The 25,251-nt window shown below is 43.4% G+C and carries 19 protein-coding genes; 12 read left to right on the forward strand and 7 right to left on the reverse strand.

Annotated features, from left to right (window positions below):
- Positions 1-109: 109 nt before the first annotated feature.
- The 3 genes from RIG66_RS05130 to RIG66_RS05140 all read left to right on the forward strand — a co-directional run bounded on the left by RIG66_RS05130 (position 110) and on the right by RIG66_RS05140 (position 6,990).
- Entirely contained in the window at positions 110-4,162 is a 4,053-nt protein-coding gene (locus RIG66_RS05130) for a PAS domain S-box protein (protein WP_446375828.1), read from the forward strand.
- A 229-nt stretch (positions 4,163-4,391) separates the two neighbouring features.
- On the forward strand, positions 4,392-5,603 hold the full coding sequence (locus RIG66_RS05135; RefSeq protein ID WP_446375830.1) for a hybrid sensor histidine kinase/response regulator: 1,212 nt from the start codon (positions 4,392-4,394) through the stop codon (positions 5,601-5,603).
- A complete protein-coding gene (locus RIG66_RS05140) occupies positions 5,596-6,990 on the forward strand; it encodes a hybrid sensor histidine kinase/response regulator (RefSeq protein WP_446375833.1) in 1,395 nt (464 codons plus the stop codon). The genes RIG66_RS05135 and RIG66_RS05140 overlap by 8 nt, the downstream gene beginning before the upstream one ends.
- Positions 6,991-7,069: 79 nt before the next feature.
- Here RIG66_RS05140 and RIG66_RS05145 read toward each other — a convergent pair whose 3' ends face one another.
- Entirely contained in the window at positions 7,070-7,567 is a 498-nt protein-coding gene (locus RIG66_RS05145; protein ID WP_446375835.1) for a hypothetical protein, read from the reverse strand.
- 212 nt (positions 7,568-7,779) lie between these two features.
- On the opposite strand from RIG66_RS05145, the gene RIG66_RS05150 reads away from it, so the two are divergent.
- The 4 genes from RIG66_RS05150 to RIG66_RS05165 all read left to right on the forward strand — a co-directional run bounded on the left by RIG66_RS05150 (position 7,780) and on the right by RIG66_RS05165 (position 12,847).
- A complete protein-coding gene (locus RIG66_RS05150) occupies positions 7,780-9,180 on the forward strand; it encodes a serine/threonine protein kinase (protein ID WP_446375837.1) in 1,401 nt (466 codons plus the stop codon).
- Between the two features lie 194 nt (positions 9,181-9,374).
- Positions 9,375-10,742: a protein kinase domain-containing protein gene (locus tag RIG66_RS05155; RefSeq protein WP_446375839.1), complete on the forward strand. Its 1,368-nt coding sequence runs from the start codon at positions 9,375-9,377 to the stop codon at positions 10,740-10,742.
- Between the two features lie 214 nt (positions 10,743-10,956).
- Complete coding sequence (locus RIG66_RS05160) at positions 10,957-11,964, forward strand: hypothetical protein (RefSeq protein WP_446375841.1); 1,008 nt, start codon at positions 10,957-10,959, stop codon at positions 11,962-11,964.
- Between the two features lie 40 nt (positions 11,965-12,004).
- On the forward strand, positions 12,005-12,847 hold the full coding sequence (locus RIG66_RS05165; RefSeq protein WP_446375843.1) for a sulfotransferase family protein: 843 nt from the start codon (positions 12,005-12,007) through the stop codon (positions 12,845-12,847).
- A gap of 51 nt (positions 12,848-12,898) precedes the next feature.
- Here the strand turns inward: RIG66_RS05165 and RIG66_RS05170 are convergent, their stop codons facing one another.
- The 3 genes from RIG66_RS05170 to RIG66_RS05180 all read right to left on the reverse strand — a co-directional run bounded on the left by RIG66_RS05170 (position 12,899) and on the right by RIG66_RS05180 (position 18,370).
- Positions 12,899-13,600 carry a sulfotransferase family 2 domain-containing protein gene (locus tag RIG66_RS05170; protein ID WP_446375845.1) on the reverse strand — a complete coding sequence of 234 codons (702 nt, stop codon included), beginning with the start codon at positions 13,598-13,600 and terminating at the stop codon, positions 12,899-12,901.
- A gap of 37 nt (positions 13,601-13,637) precedes the next feature.
- Entirely contained in the window at positions 13,638-16,022 is a 2,385-nt protein-coding gene (locus RIG66_RS05175) for a WD40/YVTN/BNR-like repeat-containing protein (RefSeq protein WP_446375847.1), read from the reverse strand.
- A 368-nt stretch (positions 16,023-16,390) separates the two neighbouring features.
- Positions 16,391-18,370, reverse strand: coding sequence for an AAA-like domain-containing protein (locus RIG66_RS05180; RefSeq protein WP_446375849.1), 1,980 nt, complete (start codon positions 18,368-18,370; stop codon positions 16,391-16,393).
- 305 nt (positions 18,371-18,675) lie between these two features.
- On the opposite strand from RIG66_RS05180, the gene RIG66_RS05185 reads away from it, so the two are divergent.
- Positions 18,676-19,023 (forward strand): hypothetical protein, encoded by a 348-nt coding sequence (locus RIG66_RS05185; protein ID WP_446375851.1) that lies wholly within the window; start codon positions 18,676-18,678, stop codon positions 19,021-19,023.
- 445 nt (positions 19,024-19,468) lie between these two features.
- On the opposite strand, the gene RIG66_RS05190 is transcribed toward RIG66_RS05185, so the two are convergent.
- Complete coding sequence (locus RIG66_RS05190) at positions 19,469-19,831, reverse strand: lipopolysaccharide assembly protein LapA domain-containing protein (RefSeq protein ID WP_446375853.1); 363 nt, start codon at positions 19,829-19,831, stop codon at positions 19,469-19,471.
- 92 nt (positions 19,832-19,923) lie between these two features.
- Here RIG66_RS05190 and RIG66_RS05195 point away from each other — a divergent pair, with 92 nt between their 5' ends.
- A complete protein-coding gene (locus tag RIG66_RS05195) occupies positions 19,924-20,628 on the forward strand; it encodes a PRC-barrel domain-containing protein (RefSeq protein ID WP_446375855.1) in 705 nt (234 codons plus the stop codon).
- A gap of 164 nt (positions 20,629-20,792) precedes the next feature.
- Here RIG66_RS05195 and RIG66_RS05200 read toward each other — a convergent pair whose 3' ends face one another.
- Both RIG66_RS05200 and RIG66_RS05205 read right to left on the reverse strand, forming a co-directional pair.
- Positions 20,793-21,923, reverse strand: coding sequence for a CapA family protein (locus RIG66_RS05200; RefSeq protein WP_446375857.1), 1,131 nt, complete (start codon positions 21,921-21,923; stop codon positions 20,793-20,795).
- A gap of 24 nt (positions 21,924-21,947) precedes the next feature.
- Complete coding sequence (locus RIG66_RS05205) at positions 21,948-22,829, reverse strand: LysM peptidoglycan-binding domain-containing M23 family metallopeptidase (RefSeq protein ID WP_446375859.1); 882 nt, start codon at positions 22,827-22,829, stop codon at positions 21,948-21,950.
- 55 nt (positions 22,830-22,884) lie between these two features.
- Here RIG66_RS05205 and RIG66_RS05210 point away from each other — a divergent pair, with 55 nt between their 5' ends.
- The 3 genes from RIG66_RS05210 (at position 22,885) to RIG66_RS05220 (ending at position 25,068) form a co-directional block, all read left to right on the forward strand.
- Positions 22,885-23,226, forward strand: a complete 342-nt coding sequence (locus tag RIG66_RS05210) for a CAAD domain-containing protein (RefSeq protein ID WP_446375861.1) — start codon at positions 22,885-22,887, stop codon at positions 23,224-23,226.
- A 217-nt stretch (positions 23,227-23,443) separates the two neighbouring features.
- Complete coding sequence (locus RIG66_RS05215; RefSeq protein ID WP_446375863.1) at positions 23,444-23,827, forward strand: DUF2358 domain-containing protein; 384 nt, start codon at positions 23,444-23,446, stop codon at positions 23,825-23,827.
- Positions 23,828-23,880: 53 nt separating this feature from the next.
- Positions 23,881-25,068 carry a TRC40/GET3/ArsA family transport-energizing ATPase gene (locus RIG66_RS05220; RefSeq protein ID WP_446375865.1) on the forward strand — a complete coding sequence of 396 codons (1,188 nt, stop codon included), beginning with the start codon at positions 23,881-23,883 and terminating at the stop codon, positions 25,066-25,068.
- The last annotated feature ends 183 nt before the right edge of the window (positions 25,069-25,251 follow it).

Consider the following 25,251-nt stretch of genomic DNA (forward strand, 5'->3'; position numbering starts at 1 on the left):
ACCTTATCCGATATGTATGGTGATGGTGCTGTAGTCAATAGGATGAGCAGCGTTTGTTCACATCACATCCAAAAAACCGATAAGAGTCAATCAATAAATAGTATACGCTATGTATAGCAACAGTGACAGTCACTCTTTATCCCTATTTCAGGCACTGTTTAATCAAGCGCTCGATGCCATGGCGATCGCGGATGATCAAGGACAGTATGTTGAGGTCAATCCGGCGGCTTGTCGGCTGTTTGGTTTATCTCGTGAGGAACTCTTAGGATGCCGCATCTCAGACTTTGCTGACTTGGAGTTTGATTTTTCCCAGGCGTGGCGTATTTTTCTGGAACAGGGACACGTAAAGGGGGAGTTTCGTCTCCGGTGCAGGGATGGGACAATCCGGGAAACGGAATATTCAGCAACCGCTAATGTGATCCCCCATCGCCATTTATCCGTTTTGCGGGATATTACCGAACGTAAACAAGTAGAAGCCGAGTTGCGCCAAAGTGAAGAACGCCTCAACCTGGCTCTCGATGCGGCTCAGATGGGCATTTGGGACTGGAATCTGTTGACGAATCAGATTCGTTGGTCAGAGCATCATGAAGTACTATTTGGCTTGATTCCAGGGACTTATGATGGCACATACGCGATGTTTGAGTCTTGTATTCATCCAGATGACCGAGAAGCCGTTCAACAAGCGGCGAACCGTTCTCAGTTAGAACAGCATGAGTATCATAATGAATTTCGGGTAGTGTGGTCAGATGGGAGTATTCACTGGATTGAGGGAAAGGGAAAATTTATCTATGATCAAACAGGTCAAGCGGTGCGGATGCTCGGTACAGTTATTGATATTAGCGATCGCAAACAAGCTGAAACCCAAATCTATCGCTTGAATGCTGAGTTAGAACAACGAGTCATTGAGCGTACCCAAGAACTCCAGCGTACTAACGACAACTTAAACCATGAAATTCAGGAACGCCAACGCGCCGAAGCTGCGGTGCATCTGCAAGCTCAACAAGAACGGTTAATTAGTGCGATCGCTCAACAGATTCGTCAGTCTTTAGATCTGAATCAGATTCTGAACACCACCGTAACCCAAGTGCAGCAATTGTTGGCTTGCGATCAGGTGATGATTTACCAGACTCATCGCGATGGTACGGGAAACCTTGTCGCCCAAGCCTTAGCCTCAGACTGTTCGGTTCCCCCGGAACATTCCCTGCCTGAATTAATCTTTCCTCCAGCTTGTCATCCATTTTACTGTCGCGGGGAAATTCATACCATTGCGGATGTTGAACGGGATGACATCGGATACTGTTTAGCTGATACCGTCAGGCAGGTTGGGGTTAAATCTAAACTCGTGATGCCGATTCTTGAGAACGAAACCCTTTGGGGATTACTGATTGCTCATCACTATACCACCACCAGAAAATGGCAGTCGTGGGAAGCTGAACTCCTCTGTTCATTAACGACGCAAGTCACGATCGCCATCCAACAAGCCGAACTCTATTCCCAGCTTCAAACCGAATTAAGGGAACGTCAACAAATCCAACAAGAACGCGATCGCTTGTTTAACCTCTCCCTGGATATTCTCGCGATTGCCAACTTTGAGGGGTACTTTATCGATGTCAATCCCGCTTTGGAGAAAACCCAGGGTTTTACCTCTGAAGCGTTAACCACCCAACCCTTTATCCAATGGGTTCATCCTGAGGATCGCCTAGCGACTCAGGCGCAAATGAGAAAACTGGCATCCGGGATTACAGTTAAGTCCTTTGAAAATCGGTATCGTTGTCAAGATGGATCATACAAATGGTTCTCTTGGACAGCCGTACCGTTTGTGCAAGAACGATTAGTTTATGTGGTTGCTCATGATATCACTGAACGCAAACAGGCAGAACAAGCCCTACAAGAGAATGAACAGCGCTTTCGCACCGTAGCCGATTTTACTTATGATTGGGAATATTGGCGAGATCTTGATGGTAGCTTTATTTATGTTTCTCCTTCTTGTCAACGGATCACGGGTTATCAGGCTGAAGAATTCCTCAATGATTCCCACTTACTGGAGGCAATTATCCATCCCGATGATCGTCAGAGAATGACTGAACATATACGCCAACAGTTAGACAATCCCCATATCTACTCAACCGACTTTCGCATCATTACTCGCACCGGATCGATCCGTTGGATTGCCCATGCTTGCCAACCTGTCTATAGTGAGGATGGACGATGGCTAGGTCAACGCGCCAGCAACCGCGATATTAGCGATCGCAAGCAAACGGAAGAAGCACTCTATTACCGCGAACAACAATTTAGGGCGTTGGTGGAAAATTCACCGGATATTGTTGCCCGATTCGATCATCAATTGCGTCATCTCTATGTGAATCCAGCAATCGAACAAGTCACCAAATGTTCCCCTCAAACCTTTATCGGTAAAACCAATGGGGAGATGGGAATGCCGCCAGACAAAGCCCAGTTTTGGGATGAAGCCCTCCGATCTGTCTTGACAACCGGACAAGAACAACTGATTGAGTTTGATTTTCCCACCAGCAAGGGGATGAAATTTTTTCACTCTCGCATCGTACCTGAATTTAATGCTGATGGCACAATTCGGTCTGTGTTAAGTGTTACCCGGGACATTACGGCGCATAAAGAGATAGAAGTGGCACTACAACAAGCTAAAGACGCCGCCGAAGTCGCAAATCGGGCGAAAAGCGAATTCTTGGCAACGATGAGCCACGAACTCAGAACCCCTCTCAACGGCATTTTAGGCTATACTAAGCTACTGCAAAACGATACCAATTTAACTGAAACTCAACGAGAGAGTTTAACGATTATTTATCAATGCGGTGAACATTTACTTACGTTAATTAATGATATTTTAGACTTCTCTAAAATTGAATCCCAGAAATTAGAACTTAACCCCACTGAGTTTCATTTGCCAACCTTTCTCAGCAGCATCAGCAGTCTTTTCCGTCTGCGTGCTAGCCAAAAAGAGATTGACTTTACATACGAACTATTATCTCCTCTTCCCCAGAATGTTATTGCTGATGAGAAACGGTTGCGACAGATTCTGATCAACTTACTCAGTAATGCAGTGAAGTTTACGGATCAGGGTAGCGTGACGTTTAAAGTTGGCTATGTTGAAGATGTAGAGACGTGCCATGGCGCGTCTTGCCATGGCGCGTCTCAATGCGTAGGGGCGAGTTTGACGGATAACGTTACCCTTAGGGAACGGGGTATACTGTCCCAATCCTCAATCACCAAGATTCGTTTTCAAGTCGAAGATACAGGAATTGGCATCGATCCGCAACAATTAAGCGAAATCTTTTTACCCTTCCATCAAGTAAGCGATCTTACTCATGCTGTTGAAGGGACAGGATTGGGACTTGCTATCAGCCAGAAGTTGGTTCAACTGATGGGTAGCGCGATTCAGGTGAGTAGTACTTTGGGTCAAGGCAGTATATTTTGGTTCGATTTAGAGTTGTCTGATGTGTCCGGCGGACAAGCCTCGGAGTCATTGTGCGATCACCGACTCATTGGCGTAAAAGGACAACAGCAAACTCTTCTCATTGTTGATGATAATACCACTAATCGGTCTTTCTTACGAGAATTACTCAAACCGTTCGACTTGAACATTTTTGAAGCCGTCGATGGTCAAGATTGTTTACAAAAGGCAGTCGAGATTCAGCCTGATCTGATATTAATGGACTTGATCATGCCGGGACTAGATGGTTTAACCGCAACGCGGCGACTGCGCCAATTGCCTCAGCTCGAAAAGACGGTTATTATTGCCATATCCGCCAATGTTTTTGAGATGACCCAGCAGGAGAGTTTAACGGCTGGATGCCAAGACTTTCTCTCAAAACCTGTGCCAATCCAGCAACTCCTGGAATTATTGATAGTTCATTTAGGTGTGGAAGGCATTTATGAAGAACCCAGAGAGTCAACAACTGTTGAATTGGAAACCAATACTATACCCCTGGTTCCTCCACCTGCTTCAGAACTAGCTATTTTGTCGGAATTGTTAGCAATGGGGGATATTCAAGGCATGATCGATCAAGCGCAGCATTGGGAAGAGGTAAACAGTCAATGGATTCCTTTTGCCCAACAAATTCATCATCTCGCTAGAGGCTTTCAGCTCAAAAAAATAGAGCAAATTATTGAACAATATACATCTTGAATAAATCTTGACCTATAACGTCTAATTGATAAACAAATTACAAATAAAACAAAATGATTTTATAGTATAGCTTAAATCAAAAAAATATTTTACTTTTTTAAACGATAGAAAAACTATTCCCTATTCCCTATTCCCTATTCCCTATTCCCTATTCACGAAATTTTTGATCTGTTTTGAGCATAAGCGCTCTCGAAAAACCTATAAATATAGTTTCAATTAGTTACCATTTATGGATCATTCTACCCCCAAAAAACCCAAGCTATTGATCGTTGACGATCAACCGCATAACCTAGGTATTTTGTTTGACTTTTTGACGTGCTCTGGCTTCAAAATATTTGTGGCGTTAGATGGGGAAAGTGCCATTCAGCGAACCGAAGTCACAAAACCTGATCTGATTATTTTAGATGTAATGATGCCAGGAATTGATGGGTTTGAAACCTGTAAACGATTAAAACAAAATCCATCCACTCAAGATATTCCAATCATCTTTATGACGGCACTTTCAGACACAGTAGATAAAGTTCAAGGCTTTAAACTAGGTGCTGTCGATTATATCACGAAACCCATTCATCAAGAAGAAGTGCTGAGTCGAATTCAGACTCACATCAAGCTATATCATTTGCAAAATCAACTGCAAACTAAAACCAAAGAACTCGCCCACTTAAATCAGAATCTAGAAGAAATTGTTCAAGCTAGAACGCAACAACTCATCGAGCAAGAAAAAACCGCTTTAATCGGACGGCTTACTCAGGGAATCGTGCATAATTTACGAAATCGTATTCAGCTTATCTTATCTTATAAATGTTTAGCCACGGGAGAAATGACCGAAGAAGCTGTTTCTCCAGAAACGACATTCGCTTATCTTGAAAAGATGGCTGAAGCTGCCTGGGATATGAGCAAAATCCTGGATAATCTTATGCACAAGAGCAAAATGGATCACTCCTTGCAGTTAACTTCGCTTAATGTTAATGATATCCTAAAAAAAGAACTCGATTTTTGGCAGGCTAACCTTCAGTTTAAACACAAGGTTAAAAAAAAATATGTTTTGGATGAGCATATTCCCTTCATCCCTTTAGTTTATACTGATATCTCCCAAATCTTGGATAATTTAATCGGTAATGCCCTAGATGCTATGTGGGATAAGGAAGAACAAAGCTTAACAATTATCACCCGGCAGGATGAAGACAATCTTTACATTGATGTCCAAGATACAGGATGTGGAATAGCCCCAGAAAATCTATCCAAAGTTTTTGATCCATTCTATACCACCAAGCCATTGAAGGGTGAGGAAAAACAGCGAAATCAACCCACAGGCACAGGACTCGGTATTTATACTTGTATACAGATCTTAAAAGGTTTCGGGGGGGATATCAAAGTAACCAGTGAACTCAACAAAGGAAGTATTTTTACTGTGAGAATACCCAAGCAAAACAATGGATAAAAAAGCGAACCAAGGAAATTTATTAATTGTTGAAGATAATCCCACGAATCTGAGTTTTCTGTTTAATTATTTGACCAAATCCGGGTTCAAAGTATTGGTCGCAACGGATGGAAAAACAGCGATTCAGCGCGTTGAAGCCGCTCAACCCGACCTGATTCTGTTGGATGTGATGATGCCGGGAATTGATGGGTTTGAGGTATGTAAACGACTCAAAAGTAGTCCTTCAATGCGGGATATTCCAGTCATTTTTATGACAGCACTTTCAGATACCCTTAACAAGGTTCATGGGTTTGAAATTGGCGCTGTTGATTATATTACCAAACCGATTCAGCCGGAAGAGGTTGTTAGCCGAATCCAAACTCACCTGACGCTACGGAACCTGCAAAAAGAACTGCAAGCCAAAAATGAACACTTATTACAATCCCAACAGCAAGAGAAGCAGCGAACATTAGAACTTGAAGAGGCATTACACAAGCTGCAACAAACGGAAGTGCAATTAATTCAAGCTGAGAAAATGTCTTCCTTTGGCAAAATAGCGGCAGGTATTGCCCACGAAATTAATAATCCAGTCAACTTCATCTACGGAAACCTGTACCACGCCAATGAATATATTCAAGACCTGTTTGAGCTGATTACACTTTACACACAAACGTATACACATCCAACTGAGAAAATTAATCGCAAAATTCAGGACATTGAGCTAGATTTTATCCAATCTGATTTACCTAAACTTCTAGAATCAATGCAGGTGGGTGCTGAACGAATCCGCCAAACTGTATCGTTGCTCAAGAATTTCTTCCATTTACATGAAGCTGAGTTGAAGTTCATCGATATTAATCAAGATATTAATAACACTCTCTTGCTCTTAGAGTACCACTTAGACGCTAAAGCCGGACGACCTAGAATTGAGGTGATCAAAAATTATGGTAGTTTGCCTCTTGTGAAATGTTATGCCAGTGAACTCAATCAAGTATTTATGAATATGCTTACCAATGCTATTGATGCTTTAGATGAGAAGTATGGCAAACTCAAACTAGAGGGTGAGATGTGGTCAGTTAGAGGAGATCAGGAAGAAAAGGAAGAATTTGTGCGATCGCCACTCACTCCCGATCAATCCCAAACCCCTACGATTGAGATTAGTACGGAGAGTGTAGACGAGGCGAAGGTTATTATCCGCATTGCGGATAACGGATCAGGAATGACAGAGGAGGTAAGTCAGAGGCTATTTGATCCATTCTTTAGCACCAAACCCGTCGGTTCTGGAACGGGTTTAGGATTAACGATTAGTTACCAGATCATCGTGGAAAAGCACCGAGGTCAATTAGGCGTCACGAGTGAGAGGGGAAACGGTACAGAGTTTGTAATTGAGATTCCGATTCAATCATAAAAGACAATAGGCAATAGTGTAATGGTTGTAGGTGGGGTTGACAAAGGAAATCCAACAGACTTACCTAAGTTTTTAAGACTTAACGGGGGAAATCCTCAGCATCAATACAAGTAGCTAGCGCACCCTCTACAGAAAAATCAATTTCGCGACTCAAACCAATCACGCATTCAGAAAAACGCAAGGGTAGGAGACTGCGGCGACAGTTTGCTAGCACCGAGACAGGATCAGAACCTTGAGTATGCTGGTTAATATCAACAGTACAGCTTGCCAATTCCTTGGGACGCCGGACGCGCATACAAGCGAATAACGCATCATCAGCCGCAATTGGCGTTAACTCTTCGATTTTCAGGACACAGAGGGATAAATCTTTGGGTTCAAGCGCCTCAGCACAAGTTCTGGCTGCATTTTCCCTGGAGATACCCGCACGCAAGAGTTCGGCGGCGCAGATTTGAAACTGATCGACACCAGCACTGACAGGACTAGCAGGAAAGGCTAGGGTAAATAAACTTGCTGTAACGAGTTGACTGGCACAAATTTGCCAAAAATGACGACTACCAACACGATTTTTCCTGTTCATAAGGGGTTTTCTGGTGAACGATATCCTACGCTAGGATAGCCGATTTACAGCCGTTTTCAAGCAGATGAGGGGAAAACGCGGGGGAGATGGGGGAGATGGGGAAGCTGGGGAAGCTGGGGGAGCTAGTAGAGCATATCATCTCCTGAGAAAGGATAAACCGATAGGAATACGGTTACATTAGAGAAATAGGCTTGATCAGGACTTACCGGGAAATGCTGCAAGCAGAACAGGTCTTATGCTATCGCTATCACCTTCATCATCCCTTTGGCAATAACCCTGGACGCCAAACCTGGTTGGCGTTTGACCATTCTGTATCCCCGCCAGAATCAGTGATTGTTAAGCTGTTGGCATTTAACCCTCAGATGCAGTGGGATGAGTTTAAGTTATTTGAACGCGAAGCCCAGGTTCTTCAACAGCTAACCCATCCTCAAATTCCCCGCTATCGGGATTATTTTTCCTTGGATAGCCAGGTTGGAGAGGGTTTGTATTGGTTCGGATTAGTTCAACAATACATTCCGGGGGCTTCCTTACGGCAATTATTGGATCAGGGTAAACGGTTCACTCAAGAAGAGGTGAAGCGTATTGCTGAGTCAGTATTAGAGATTCTCAGTTATCTGCATGGCTTACAACCGCCAGTGCTACATCGGGATATCAAACCCAGTAACTTAATCTTGGCGGATGATGTGTCCATTTATCTGGTTGATTTTGGGGCGGTGCAAAATCGAGCGGTGACAGAAGGAGTGACGTTTACGGTAGTGGGAACGACGGGCTATACTCCCTTAGAACAGTTTTGGGGAAAGGCTGTACCCGCCTCTGATTTGTACGCTTTAGGCGCAACCCTAATCCATCTACTCACCGGGATTACCCCGGCTGACTTACCCCAACAAGATTTACGGATACAATGGAGCGATCGCGTCTCGGTTGATCCCCAGTTGATTCGTTGGATAAACGTCTTGACTGCACCGGATTTAGACCAACGATTTAGTAGCGCGGCTGAGGCGCTAGAGGCGCTGCATCACCATCGTTATCCCCAACATTCCCTAACCAACCGCCCTCAACCGAAAGGTAGCCGCGTTCAGCTTAAGCAATCACCCCAGCAGCTTATCGTGAAAATTCCTCAACCCAAGCGATCGTTCCGGGATATTCTCAAACTAGGAGGTGACTTACTACTTACCGCTTGTTCACTCCCGCTTTTATTACTATTCGGGTTAATCTTTTTAGGCTTAGGTATCGGGCTATTTGCCACATTATCCCACAATGGCACGTTGTTTCTTGTCTTGCTCCCCCTGGTTGTGTTTATGGGATGGCTCTGGCGGGCTACCAATCAGGAATTAGGTAAAGTCCAAAATGAAGTGGACTATAATTTGCGTCATCTGTTCGGAGGTTATTGTCTTTATTTGACTCCAGAACACTTCATTATTGAACGAGAACTCTTGGGATTAACCTATCAGCGTCATATCGGTCAATTGACTGATATCAAAAATATCCAATTAATCCCTTTTGCCGAGATACGGTTAGAGACTTGGATGATTAGCTATTCCTTCGGTGAAACCTTAACCGAAAACGAGCGGCGTTGGTTAGTTGAGGAACTTCAAGGATGGGTAGAAGGGTAGGAGGTAGAAGGGTAGGAGGGGAGAAGGGTAGGAGGGGAGAAGGGGAAAAGGGTAGAAGGGGAAAAGGGTAGTCAACAAAATTTATATGGTATTGTAGGGGCGGGTTTAGAGATTTAATTGACGGATCTACCGATAACTTATCAACAAAACCCGCCCTCTCGTCGTTTATATTTGAAGAAAATGACGAATGGCAAATGAAAAAACAAATGTTAGCCGAACGTTATCAACTCGAAAGAAAATTAGGACAAAATGCGGGGCGTCAAACTTGGTTAGCCCAAGATATTAGCCTGTCACCGCCGCAACCTGTCGTGGTGAAACTGTTAGCGTTTAATCCTCAGATGCATTGGGATGAGTTAAAGCTATTTGAACGAGAAGCGCAAGTGCTTCAGCATCTCAATCATCCCCGAATTCCGGAGTATCGTGATTTCTTCACCATTGAAAAGCAATTCGGAGAGGGATTACCGTGGTTTGGCTTAGTCCAAGATTACATTCCTGGTGACTCTTTGCAAACGCTATTGGAGCAGGGAAAACGATTCACAGAAGCAGATGTTTGTCAAATTGCCGAGAGTCTTTTAGAAATTCTTATTTATTTGCATGAACTATCGCCCCCTGTATTTCATCGTGATATTAAACCAAGTAATTTAATTTTGAGCCAGGATGGACAGATTTATCTGGTTGATTTTGGTGCTGTACAAGACCGAGCCACAGCAGAAGGAGTAACATTTACAGTAGTAGGAACCAGTGGCTATGCACCACCAGAACAACTTTGGGGAAAAGTCGTTCCCGCTTCAGATCTCTATGCATTAGGGGCGACATTAATTCATTTATTAACGGGAATAGCACCTGCTGATTTACCTCAACATCAGATGCGCTTACAATTTAGCGATTATGTCAATCTCACTCCCCATTTTGCACAATGGTTGGAATGTCTGACAGAACCTGCACCAGAACGACGGTTTACGGGGGCGCGTCAAGCACTATCGACTTTAAAATCAGGCGGAGACTCCGTGAAAAAGTCGGGGCAGTCTCGCGTGCGTTATGATCATCAAGATGGTTTGACCTTTCGCGATCGCGTGCGCTATGGTCGTCTCGCTGGCTTGACTTTCCTTCAGTTTATCGTTGCCAGTATCGCAATCAGTCTGATTGTGCCAAATTTTTTGTATACCCAAAAAACTCCTGAACCGGATGCTAAGGATTATGTAAGTTCGATGAACCGCAGTCAGCAAGCTTACTATTTAAAACACTCAGTTTTTGCCAATTCCCTGTCTCAACTGAATCTAGGTATTCCGTATCAGACGAAGAACTATCGCTATTCCACTTATAATGATGGCGCTTCTGTCTTTAATTACGCCATTTCTCGTAAACCTAACCGGAAAAGTTATGTCGGTGGCGTTTTTCGTATTCCTACCACTGACTTCAATATCCATGAAACGCCAGGAACCACGATAACCGTAGAAATTCTCTGTAAAGCCAATGTTTCTGGCACGACTAAACTTCCAGAACCCACCTATTCACCCGGAAAAGTTGCTTGTAGCCGTGGCACTCAACGAGTGTATCATTAATAGCCATGGGCTGAAAAAGGCAATAGGGAACAGGAAATAGAGGGAAAGGAATACAGCCTTTTTTTTCACGCTGAAAAAACATTGACCCCTCTACCCCTCTACCCTCTGCCCTCTGCCCTCTGCCCTCTGCCCTTTGCCTTACGCCAGTGAAAAATAAATCAGTTAAAATTAAGCCAATAATTTTCAACATAGAAAATGATTTTGGAGGAGGACAATGAGTGTTCCCGTGTCACTATGGATTCTTATAGCTAGAACAGATGTACCCTACATACTACAAACAATTCCACATCTGATTCGCACCTGTCATTACCCCTTTACAGAGCGGGTTTTGGCGATGGATACGGCACCGCTGAGTGGAGATAAGCGCTATCGATACAATACAGGAACTCAACAACACTTAGAATTAGCTTGTCAAACTCTAATAGACCAAGGGTTCATCGACAAAATCGTCAAGATAGATTACGATCCCAAAAAAATTAAAAATGTCTATCAAAAGTATTTTGGCACTGAGCAAGCCCAGCAGATGCTCAACCATACACATAATTGGAAAGGTTCAACCGTTTATGCCTCGCTGTACTGTATAGAAGCATCCGCCACGGATTATTACCTCCATTTTGATGCGGACATGCTTTTGCACCAAGAACCCGATTATGACTGGATTAGCCAAGCCATACAGTTAATGGAATCAATCCCCACAATTGCGGCGATACGTCCCCGTTGTGGTCCTCCTCACCCAGACGGTAAAGCCTTTCACCCCAATCCTTTTATCGAAGATGAACGTGGTTTTTATGCCCATAAATTTTTTAGTATGAGGGCATACCTCGTTGACCGAAAACGCTTTGCCCAACTTGCCCCCATCCCCTTGATGTGGAAATATTACCCGATGCTGTCGAGACAGTTACCTCAGCCATTTCAATCATTATGTGCTAAAGTTGAGCGCAAGTTACGCCGTCAAGTTAAACCCATTCAAGGCGCCATTGAATCCTTCGAGCCGATGACGAGTCAAAAGCTACGGGATACAAGTTTTGTTAGGGCAGATTTATCCTCAACTCAAGCCTGGACGTTACATCCGCCTAAACACGATTCTGATTATATCAAAGCGCTGCCTAATCTAATCAAACTAATTGAGCAAGGAAAGTATCCCCAGGAACAAGCGGGTCACTATGACCTGCTTTTAGATGAATGGTCGGAATTATTGAACGGGGAAAAGGCAGAGGAATAATTCTTTGGCTTAAATTTGCAGAAATCAGGGAGCATTTCCAATGAAAGATTCAAACCTACGTCAACTGATTCGGGTGACAAAAAACGAAATTATTCAGAATTATCACCACTATCGAATTGATACAACTCAAAGTCCTTTTCATATCGTTGGCAGAAGTCAACCCTATCGAATTATTTTTATTCTGAGCCACATGCGCTCTGGTTCTTCCTTATTAACTCATATTTTAAATTCCAATCCTGACATTATCGGCTATGGGGAAACTCACATTCAATATGCTTCAGAAGCAGATTTTAAGTGTTTAATGTTAAAGGTTTATTGGCAAGCACAAGAATTTAGAAAGCTCTCAGACATAAAAAACTTGAGTATGCACCAAAAATATATTTTAGATAAAGTTCTACACAACAACAAATTTTTGAATGAAAGCTTTTTGGTTTCCGAAAATCTTTACAGCATTTTTTTATTAAGAGAACCCCAAAGAAGTTTGGCGAGTATCGCTGAACTCAAACCCCATTTGAGTGAGAAACAAGTCCTTGACTATTATGTCAAACGGTTATCTATGTTAGAACATTATGCCCAGCTTATAAATAGCAAAGAGCGTAGCTTATTTATCACCCACAACCAGCTTTTAGAGCATACAGATTTAGTTTTTGGCGCTTTACATGATTTTTTAGGCACGAGACAAGAATTTTCTGAAGACTATCAAATTCTTAGAACAACCGGGATGCGCGATGTGGGAGATCATAAAGGAAATATTAAAGCCGGTCGTATAATACGAACACCAAGAAAATTAAACAACCAAATTTCTCCAGATTTAGTCGAAAAGGGAATGCAATCCTTTAATCAATGTTGTGCAACATTGTCTGATTATTGCAGTACTGTTTGAATAGAATTAAAAAAGCAAATGGCAAGGTTGTACTTCTCTTCAGTTAAAACATTAAAATTCATAACCAAACAACTTAATTTCCTCGGCACATTTTTCGTTTATAAAGTTCGTCTGCTCTTCTGTTAATAGTTCTGAGTAAGGTCTTCTGTCTTGGCGAACGCCTCCCTTAGCTTTCGGCAACCAATTATCAAAAGGAATACCCAGTTGATCACAAACAACAGATAGATCTTCCTTTAAATTTTCGTATTTACCAACATAGTCCACCGCCACTTTTCCCTCAATAGCATAAATTGCGAAATTGGAATTTGGGTTATTTTTCTCTAAGGACTCACCGAGGGACTCACGTTCTCCCGTTTTTTCAAAATTCCAATAATATCGGGAAATTGCTCTATCCCAAGGATTCCTGACAAAACAAAACTTAAAATAGCGATTCCATACTTTTGAGCCTATCCCTTTTCTAATTTTACTAGCTGGCATGTGATTCCAAAATTTTGTTGTTAATTGCGGTTTTTTACCTTCAAAAATTAAACGTCGTAAATCAGGCAGTCGATATTCTTTTAGTTCAAAGGGACGAGTATAAATCCAATTTTGAGGAGATACTCCTAATTCTTTCCGTATTGCCTCGTCTTTGGATGTCAGTGGAGTAATGATATCGTCTTCACCACAAAATCTGGACAGGGAGATTTCAATGCTAGTGCCTGCTGTTTTTGTCGTTTTTAAGAAAATGTATTTATACTTATGGGATATAATCATGACTGTCAACTCCTATTCGGTAAGAGGCAAAAAACTTCTAGATAGATAATACAATCAAAACGGCTAGAAATGCCGTAAATGCACCTCCTGCTCTTATATAAGATTTCCGCAAGGGTAATTTCTTTTCTAAGCCAAAATATCCCAGAAATAGATAAGTGGGCAACGCGACTATTAAGGCAACTAAAACTCGAAGAATGGGATGAATAGTTATAACCAGATTCCCTAGACGCAAAACCTTCATAAAACTTTCCAATGTATCTTGCTTTCTGGGGACGGTAATAATTTTCCAGGTATTTCCACCGTCTGTGGATTTAAATATCTCGGCTCCGGCTGAACCAAAACCGTATATAGTATTATCATTGGCGTAGGCGGGAGAAAAGTGAATGGGTGCAGATGAAGACCACACGGTTAATAGAGGTGATAAGGCATAATTTTTATCAGTCAAATCGTCAATCTCACTAAACGTTTTTCCGCCATCAACCGTTTTATATGTACCTTTTCCCCGAACAGTAATCAGGAACGTTTGATCGTTTTGAAAGTTAGGTGAAATAGCCATGGCTTCGATTTCGATATACCCCTTTTCTCCGTAAGCCCTTCCTGGGAGTTTCAGCCAGTTCTTTCCTCCATCTCTTGTTTCAAATAGACCTTCATCTGTACCCGCAATCACCGTTTTATCATCCTTATAATTTGGTGAAATCGCCAGTTGAAGCCACGTTAAATTAGTCAAGTCAGGATTCTCTGTAATGACTTGCCAAGTGACTCCCTCATCAACGGATTGGTATACCCCGTCGCCGCCAACAGCATAAAGGGTTTGGTCAGAGGCAAAACTGGGAGATATTGCCAGAGAAATGATTTGATTGTCTATTTTTCCAACAACTGAAAACTTGCTTCCTCCATTAGTGGATTTGTAGATTAGACCGCCATACCGAGTGGCTAGATAAACAGTTTTATCCTTGGCAAAATTTGGTGAAATAGCTATTAGCATTCCCCGATTTGAATAGCCATAAACCGTTTTTAGAGAAACGATATCCCAATGATTACCGCCATTTGTCGATCTTAAAACTTTATAAGACAAAATAGCAAACATGATCTGATCTGAACGATAATTCGGAGAAAACACAATTTCGTAAAAACGGGGTTTATCCAAAATGAATGGATTTTCCAATTCTTCTTTGTAGCGAGGGATAGTTAAGCCTTTATTTATAGGTTTCCAGGTATTCCCTTGATCGTTGCTGATATACGCCTCATCATTGTAAGCCGCGATAGCAATTGTAGAATCATTCTGATAATCTGGTGATACGTCTAAGGCTATAATTGTTCTCGGAGACAACGTTTCTAGTTCTTGCCAAACACGCCCTCTATTTACGGATTTGAACAGTCCATTGAACCCCGCCAAAAAGAGGGTTCTGTCCTGACTAAAGCCTGGGGAAATAGCCAAATCACTGAAATGGTCTCGATTCTCGTAGTTTGACTCATCAGCTTGAGACTCTTTAGTCAAACCTTTAGCGTACCTAGTCCACATCTTTCCACTATCATTTGACTGAAAAACTCCTTGATTACCTGTAGAAGTAAATAGAGTGAAATTCGTTTCGTTATTCGCAAATATAACAATATCTTTAATTAACTTGTCGGCTAGACCTTTATTCACTTCGGAAAAAGAGCTACCCCGATCAGTTGTTTGAAAAATACCCCTTTTTTCTGTGCCGATCCAAAATGTATTATCTGAAGAAAAATTAGGAGAAAGGGATATGACTGTCACGGCATCACTTTTTTCAAATGTAAAAACCTGATTCCACGTATCACCCTCATCATCAGACAAGTAGAGATTACCTTGACTATCTCCAATCATTACCTGATCTCGATCATCCGGCAAAAAGGCGATAGCCGTAACCTTATTGCTTTTATTGAAAACTTGCTGCCAATTTTCTCCTCTATCATTAGTTTTGTAGAGTCCGTTTGAATTTCCCGCCGCCAATACAACGTCAGCATCATGAGGAGATATAGAAATTAAGTCAATCTCTAACGTATCCAACCCCTTGTTAGTTTTAGTCCAGGACTCTCCGGCATCGTCTGATTTGTAAATCCCATCTCCAAATGATGTTAAGAAGAGAGTTTTATTAGTTTGAGCATAGGTGGATAACGCCGCTAAGTTATTATTATTGTCCAAACCTCTCACGACTCTTTTCCAGCTCTGACCCCCATCGGTTGATTTTAAATAGATGCCTCTGACTATAATATACAAGGTTTCATCTTGGTCATAGGTGGGAGATAATTCTACCTGATAAATATCATCATGTGGAGTATGAGCTAGTGCCGCTTGAACATTACCGAAGCAGAATATTAAACTGACCAAGAGTAAGCCACTAATGATTTTGACAATAACTGAAAACTTATTGGTGTTCTTTTGTTCAGATACTTCCATAGTATAAAAATTTATCATAAACTATAAATAAAGACAACCATGCATTTATCGGCGGATGCAAACGGACAGTACGTCTCGACTTGCTGAGCGCCTGGAGATTACCCACTGATTGCAGCAGGTTGCCACCATGAATTGCTCTGACTATCAAGGATATGACAAAATTGGATTAAATTCTACCTCAAATGTAAAGAATTGCTAACAATAACTTTGACGGATGAGTAGTGTCGGCTACCTGGGTTGCTGGAGGAGAGAATTGGCAAAGGTTTTGGTTTAAGTTGATCCGGATCGCGAGGTGACAATTTGGTCGTAAGATAGATGAGAACCATTCCACAAGCATTGCTGAATCGTGCGATCGCGATATCCCTTGCTTATGAACTCCTGAGGCGATCGCGAAAATAGCGACGATACATCTGACACAAGGGTGTGACGGCGTTTCCCTGAAACTTCACCAGTCCCATACTGCGTAATTTAAACGCAGCGGCGGCTTTAATTTCAACAGGCTGATTCGCCGCCACAACTTGCTGAATCGCTGCCACCAATTCGGCATTTTCTTCTAAATTTAATAAATGGCGACGTAAATGGTCATAGAAGGGTCCTTCTTCTGTTGGTGCAACTTGCAGCAATTTCTCCAATGTCATCTTCCCTCGGGCGATTTGATAAAGTGCGACTCGTACCAGATAGGGATGTCCTCCAGTCATACTCATCAGTTCCTCCACCTGGTTGGGTTGCCAATCTAGAGAATGGCGCTGGACTAAATCCCAGACTTGTACCGGATTCAGTTCCGGGAGTTCAATCGGTATGCCAACATTAAAAGGGGATTGATTAATATTCAGGGGAATATAAACTTCTTTAGAATGAACAAACACTAATCGCAGTCGCTGCCAAATTGCCTGGTTTTTTCCCTGCTCATGCCATGCTCGCAACAGTCCAAAAAAGTCTGTGGCGATGTCTGGATATTGGAAGATTTGATCCACTTCATCTAATCCCAATACTAAAGGACGAGTGGTTTCCGATAACAAATAGCGTTGAAAATAATCGGTACATTTATTCTTACTGCCTAAAATTCCTCGCCAATAGGTGTCTAAGCGATCGTCTAAGCCTAAATTCCAGCTCACGCTGGCACAAAACCATTGTAAAAATTGATCTAAACTGGTGAGAAACTCTGCATCAGCCGATTGGAAATTCAGGCAAACGGTGCGATAGCCTTGCTGACTGGCATAGTTGAGAATCCGTGAGAGTAATGAACTTTTGCCCATTTGTCGCGGCGCTTTTACCCGAATTAAAGCACCGGGTTTGAGAATAGCATCATAACAGTCTGATTCTACGGGAGGACGCTCGACGTAAAAGCTAGAATTCAAACTTACCTGTCCTTCGGGTTCATCTAGCGTCTGAGGTGAGGAAAGGGGTAATGTGGGGGTTTGGTGATCAGTGATGGGTGATTGAGGATGAGTGGTGGGGACAACCAGGGTTTGCGGATGAGTGATGGGTTCATCGCCTTGGGTATCTTGGCGGAATTGGTCTAGGGCTTGCAGGGCTTCGCTAGCGTCTCGATATCGCTGTCGATAGTCATAGCGCACCATCTTATCTAGAATAGCGGCTAAACCGGGATGAATCGTCATGCGATCGCGCAGTAAGGTGCAAGAAAATTCTCCATACTGATCACGAGGGAGTCTCTGAGAGGTTTGCTTACTGGTGGGACTTAATCCGGTTAAGGCTTGCAACACCACCATTCCCACGGCGTAGATGTCGCTACTAAAATAAGGTTGACCGGCTTGTTGTTCACTGGGCATATAACCGGGGGAACCCACGGCTACGGTGATACTGGTTGCGCCATAAAGGTTAGAGGCGGGCGTACTAACGGCTTTGACCACACCAAAATCAATTAACACAATTTTGCGATCGCGACGGCGGCGAATCAAGTTGGCGGGTTTAATGTCGCGGTGAATCACCTGCTGTTGGTGAACAAAGGCTAAGACCTGTAAGATATCGTTAAGCAGTGCGATCGCTTCTGACTCAGTGATTTTTTGACCCAGAGCAAATTCTTGGTTCAGGGGTTGACCCTCGACAAACTCCTGCACCAAGTAAAACTCCTCATCTTGCTCAAAGTGCGCCAGCAATCGGGGGATTTGGTCGTGGGTTCCCAAGCGATACAGGGTTTGCGCTTCCCGCTCAAATAAGCGTTTTGCCGTTTCCAGGGCTTGCGGCTGGTTTAGCTGAGGTTTGAGTTGCTTAACCACACACAAGGGATTCCCCGGTAAATGACTATCTCTAGCCAGAAACGTTTGACCGAAACCGCCACCGCCTAAGTATTTGATGATTTGATAGTGACCCGCCAGGAATATGTTCATTTTAGTTATTGGTCATTCGTCATTTGTCATTTGTCATTTGTCATCAGCGGCGATGTTTGATAGCACCATTGCTTGAATCGTTAAGGTTTTGCTGCTCATTGGCTCTTTCAGTTGTTGCTAAACTACCGAATTTGTTCTGGTTTTTATTAGCACTCAATGGCATAGAGTGCTAATTTTACGACTTACTTTAACTTACCCTCGACTGTTAAATAAAATTTTCATAAAACTGTTCACAATGATAATCTAGAAGCAATTTATTTGATTAAAATTGGGGATAACGCTTGTAAACGTAGAGACTAAATTCCATGAACTATACATTTGATATCCTTGGCGTTTCGCCTATCCTGGACTTTTTTAATCATCAACAGCGGATCGGTGAAAAGGCAACTCCCCCAGGCGTTGAATATTTGGGAACCTATCAATGTACCTTGGATGCCTTCTTAGAATCGGTTGAAACCGTTCCCACTCAGAAGGGATGGAATATAGATAGAGCGGTGGACACCGTGATTCAATTCTGGATGAATCACCCGGATCGGATTCGCTATTGGAAAGATCGTCTAGAGGATGCTGGGAACGCCAGTGTACTGGTGTCACGAATCGCCGATATGCCATCGCTTAAAGCCCAGTTTAACTCGCTGTTCAAGGAAAAGTAAAAGGCACAAGAGACTGATACCGCGATCGCATCACCTATTCTCTGTCTTACTTTTCACGCCATCTAGAAAAATCGATACCCTAGCCCCCTTCCCTTTTAGATCCCCCTCTTCCCTTTTGATCCCCCTTCCGTCCCCCTTGTAGATCCCCCTCCCGTCCCCCTTCAAAAGGGGGAAGCCAGCGAATGCTTCGCTTTTTTCTATGCGGGGGAGACCAGATGTTGCTTCGCTTTTTTTGCACGGAAGGGGGAGAATTCAAAGCCTCTCTCCTTGTAGGAGAGAGGTTTGGAGAGAGGTTTTCCAGATCCCGTGAAAAGTAAGATTCTCTGTAGGGGGAAACCTCAAGCCATTCGATTTTCTGGTTCCCTCTCCTTGACGAAGGGAGGGTTAGGGAGAGGTCAGATCAAGGTAAAGGGATACACAAGGCAAAACCTCTCCCCTAAATAGCCTATGCATTTACATCCCGATCAGTTGATTCAGAAGAATCCAGATTGAACTTTAAACTATTTTCCAGATATTCAATCCGTTTTTGCTGATTCGCCAGTTGCTGAGTTTGCTCATTTAATTCTTTCTCTAAGTCTTTGTTGTGTCGCTTCTGATGAGCAAGTTTCCAATTTTGCCGCATCAGGGATGGTACTGATACCAATAATCCCACCACAACGCCAACCCCTAGCGTTAAGACGAGAACTAACGCCAAAGATATCTCGACTCGCCAAATCACTAAAGTAACGGCGATAGGCACAGCATTTTGCAATGCAAAAATAATTGCTAAGATGGCGATAACAACCGCTAAAATTAAAAATAATCGCATCCGTTGTCAGCTAAAATTTAAATACACAACACAAAGCACTTGATCGAACAGCAAGTCACATTGTCTCAAGAATAGCCCAAGCGAGGTGTCTGATGTCCGCAAAAGCCGAAGTTCTCAAGCAAAGCGAACTCCTAAACCGATTAGTCTTAAATCGTCATACCGCTGAAGAAGTCGGTCGAGTGACACAGCTATGGCTTGATTTGCAAGCCCACCGCGTAGTTGGGTTAACCTGCAAATCCGGCTTTCTCGGCGGCAAAAAACACCACTTTACCTGGGAACAAGTCAATACTATTGGCAGCGATAGCATTCTTGTCAACAGCCTTAAGGAAGAAACCGCCTTGGAAACCACTGAACCCCTCGAGTCTCGCATTGGTGTAGAAGTCTGGACAGATGCTGGAAACAAAGTCGGCAAACTGGTTGATTATATAATTGAACCCGAAACCGGAGCCGTCGTGAATTACTTATATTCCTCAAGTGGTTGGCAAGGAATCATTGACGGGATTTATACTCTTGCACCCGCTGCCGTTTCTAGTGTGGGGAAAAAGCGAATTATTGTGCTAGAGGCGGCAGTAAAAAACAGTGAGAAATATACCGAAGGCGTCCATGAACGCATGAGTCAAGCCGCAGAATTTATTCGCAGTGACTACAAGAAAACCCTTCAGCATGTAGAATCATTAAAACAAGGTGTTCCCCAGGTTACAGATAATCTCACCGACCAAGCAAAAGCCGCTGGTGATAAACTCAAAGAACGATTCTCTGAAGGGAAAGATTCGAGTCAAAAAAAGGATGAAGAATGAAATAATTTTGACCCTTCACGACCTTCGAGGGAACCTGGCGCGTGAGTTTTTTAATTTGTAGGGGCGGGTTTCACTATAATCCTTTGTGTTTGAGCTTGATGTAACTAAACCCGCCCTTTCCAAGTCGAATAATTATTTGACCAATGACCAATGACCAATGACCCTTACTGGGGCATAATTTTACCCGTTGAATCAATCTGTAAAGGAGTATTAGGAAAATCACTCTGAGTAAGCTGGCGCATCAGCCGAATCGTGCGCCCTTGGGAATCCGGATAAGGAATCCCCTGATGATTTAACATAATTGGAATGATTTGACCCGAAACCAAATCACCCTGGTTATCCAACTCTACCTCCAATACCAAAGAATACGCCAATTGAGCTTGAGTCGAGAGAGTCCGATACCCCATAAAATTGCCCAAAGAATAGGCAATTAACTTTCCCTTATACAGTTCTAAGGCTCTCGGAACATGAGGCCCATGTCCGAGAATTAAATCAGCGCCGTGGTCAATCATTGTCTGGGAAAACTTAACCAAATTGCCGCGATTTTCGCCAAAAAAATACTCCGTTTGATTGCGAACATGCATCGCCCCAGTGCCTTCCGCCCCTGCATGAACGGAAATAATCACGATATGGGCATTTTGACTGGCTTCTTCCACTAACGCTATAGCGGCAGGCAAATCATTCAACGAATTGTGATAATTAAAATAACTAAAACCAATCCAGGCAATCCATAGATCATTGATGTTAGCATATAAAATTTGATTCTTTTCGCCTAATGCTTTAACTCCAGCCTGTTCCAAATTATTAATAGTATCTGCAAATCCTTGACGTGAGAAATCATAAGAATGGTTGTTGGCAACGCTCATAATATCAAAGCCCACCTCTTTTAACAAAGAGGCATAATCAGGCGGCGTGCGAAAGGCAATAATTAATCCCCCTATCGACTTAGCAGAATAGGGATAATTCGTTAAAGTACTCTCATAATTACCAAATAATAAATCAGCACCTTGCAGGCTGGGTTGAACGGCTTGAAAAAGAACCGCTTTATTGGGATGCAGTTTATTCTGAGGATAATTCGTACCCGGAATAATATCACCCACGGCTTTAATCTGAACCGTCACATTCGGCGGCGGGGATTCTGTGGGGATATCCGATTGAGGTTGAATGATCGGTTCCGGTGGGGGTTCAGGATAGCTTTGGACAACACCATAACCCATACCGCACAAAAAGCTGACTGTACCCACCGACAGTAATAAGGCTCCACTGCGACGTAATGATATGATAAAGTTCGTCATTCGTCATTTGTCATTCGTCATTCGTCATTCGTCATTTATCGGTCTTGCCGTCAAATGTAACTCTGGGTCTTGGGCTACCCAACCCGCAGGCGCATTGAAGCGAACTTCAAAATGCAAATGAGGTTGGTCAATGTCCGGACTTCCTGTAGTACCCACCGCCCCTAAGGGTGTTCCCGGTTTGATCCGTTGACCCGTTCTCACCGAAAGACGACTTAAATGAGCATACCGGGTTTGGCGTCCACCTTGGTGATTAATCACGACTAAATTACCATAGGTTCCCTGTTGACCCGCAAAGGCAACTGTACCAGAATCCACCGCTAACACCGTGGTTCCAGGGTCTGCCAATAGATCAATACCACTGTGAAACTGAGTTTGTCCATCGCCATTTTGATGCCAACCGTAATTAAACCCCATGGGCGCTAATGCGGGCAAGGGATAACCAGGAAATCCAGTATAGTTTTCCACAGGCTTGCGATTTGCCAGTACCCAATTCACCCCTGAGACAAAAACAACTCCTGACGGTTGTAGCGCACAGCCATTGACCTCAAATAAAATATCAGCACGGATACCATACGCCTCCGCTAAGTCTTGCCAGCTAGCCCCCGCCGGAACTTGCACCCGAATTCCATTAAAGGGAGGAATCAGAATCTCTCGACCCACGGGCATGGATTTCCCTGACAAGCTAGGATTGAGTTCTGCTAAGGTTTCTGGGATCAGACTGTATCGTTCAGCAATACTATCTAATGTTTCACCCGGCGCGACTTTGTGTTTCTGCAAGCGCGAAAGGGCAGGTGCTGGACAGCTATTTTCAGACGGTGAGGATGATTGTGCCGTTGCTGGATGGGAGATTGGGGCAACCAGGCAAATCACGGTGGAAAGGATAGGCAGCCAGCGATAGAACGTCATAGTTGAGAAGTATGAATGACTAATGGTATAGTGTTTCGTTTTTTATTATTATGGCTTGCAGCAGCATAACGTATGGGGCAGGCGATCGCACTCGAACTCCAGCTTGATCGAGACGACAGAGACTCTCTCTGATCACCTAAACAACCGAGTTACGAACACCAAGCAAATTTTTATCGCGGTTGCTTGCATTATAGCTGCCCTAACCAGTCTCAAACTAAGTCTGGCTGTCCTGAATGCGATTAATACGATTCCCTTCTTAGGCTTATTCCTAGAGATAATTGGCATTGCTTATGTAAGTTGGTTTATTTGCCGCTATTTGCTCAGTGCTGCCAACCGTCAAGACTTAGCTTTACAAGTGAAGTCTTTCAAGGAACAAATTTTTGGCACGACTCCCTAAATAAATCTTTAGTCAACTTTTAAACTCATTCCACATCAAAGATTCAGTGGGATGAGTTTACTATTATCGGAATTACCTGGATATACATTCAGGGCGCTGGACTAAGATTAAATCCTAACTATTCCCTATTCCCTATTCCCTTGTCCTCACGCTTAAGTTGAATTGTGTCCGACTACCTATGATATCGTTAAAAAAAATAACATATCAGCGATAATAAATGACAAATAGAGACATTCTTGAAATCCTCAAACAGGACTATCAACATTTTCCCGTTGACCAAACCTACAGCATCTACGCCAACAATGTCTTTTTCAAAGACCCCCTCAACGAGTTCCGGGGACTTGATCGCTACAAACAAATGCTGGGATTTATCCAAACCTGGTTCATCAATCCCCAACTTGACCTGCACGACATTTCCCAATCCGGCGATACCATCAAAACGCGCTGGACTTTAAGCTGGACAACACCCCTCCCCTGGAAACCGCGAATTTCTATACCGGGTTGGAGCGAATTACGTCTAAATGCAGATGGACTAATTTCTTCCCATATCGATTATTGGGATATCCCCCGTTTGGATGTTCTCAAGCAACTGTTTCGGTGAAAACCCGATACAGTAAATAAATGTAAAGGTTTCTCAGGTGAGCGAAATTATCTATGCGAGTAATTTTGATGACAGGCAAAGGCGGAGTCGGTAAAACCTCCGTCGCCGCAGCCACAGGTTTGCGTTGTGCCGAATTGGGTTATAAAACCTTAGTGCTGAGTACAGATCCCGCTCATTCCCTCGCTGATAGTTTCGACCTGGAACTCAGTCACGAACCCCGACTCGTTCATCCTAACCTTTGGGGGGCGGAACTGGATGCGCTGATGGAATTGGAAGGAAACTGGGGTGCAGTCAAGCGCTATATTACCCAGGTGCTTCAAGCACGGGGACTCGAAGGGGTGCAGGCGGAAGAATTAGCGATTCTTCCGGGAATGGATGAAATTTTCGGTCTGGTGCGGATGAAGCGTCACTATGACGAAGGGGAGTACGAGGTGCTAATTATCGATTCAGCACCCACAGGAACCGCACTGCGACTCCTCAGCTTACCGGAAGTTGGGGGTTGGTATATGCGCCGCTTTTATAAACCCCTGCAAAAAATGTCCGTGGCGTTGAGACCCCTGGTTGAACCCCTGTTCAAACCCATCGCGGGATTTTCGTTACCCGATAATGAGGTAATGGACGCTCCTTATGAATTCTACGAGCAAATTGAACAGCTCGAAAAAGTTCTTACCGATAACACCAAAACCTCAGTCCGGTTAATCACCAATCCCGAAAAAATGGTGATTAAAGAATCCCTCCGCGCCCACGCCTACCTCAGCTTGTACAATGTTTCTACAGATTTAGTCGTCGCCAATCGGATTATCCCCGACGAAGTGACTGACCCGTTCTTCCAACATTGGAAAGAACATCAGCAAGAATATCGCCAGGAAATCCACCAAAACTTTAGTCCGCTTCCGGTTAAAGAAGTTCCCCTCTTTGCGGAAGAGATGTGCGGACTTGAGGCGCTAGAACGACTCAAGCAAACCTTGTATGCAGACGAAGACCCAACTCAGGTTTACTACCAGGAAAACACTATTCGGGTTGTCCAAAACCAAAACGAATATAGCTTAGAACTGTATCTACCGGGTATACCAAAAGACCATATCCAATTGAATAAAACTGGGGATGAGCTAAATGTACGGATTGGCAATCACCGCCGCAATCTTGTCCTCCCGCAAGCCTTAGCTGCACTGAAACCCGCTGGTGCCAAAATTGAGGACGATTATCTCAAGATTCGCTTTGCAGAAACGGCGAAGGTTTAGAGATGCAAGGGGGCAGAGCTACCTGTAGGGGCACGATAATATCCATTGGTGTCAACTTAACCAGAAGAAGCCCAGATTTCGTGTGAGCGAGCGGCATTATCTCGATGCCGCTTGCGCTCAGTTTTGACTAAACCTAAGAGCTTGTAATGATCAACCAAATAACTCACGACATCGGTACTCGAG

This window comes from Coleofasciculus sp. E2-BRE-01 (genome assembly GCF_040221695.1).
In the GTDB taxonomy this organism is placed as follows: Bacteria; Cyanobacteriota; Cyanobacteriia; order Cyanobacteriales; family Coleofasciculaceae; genus Coleofasciculus.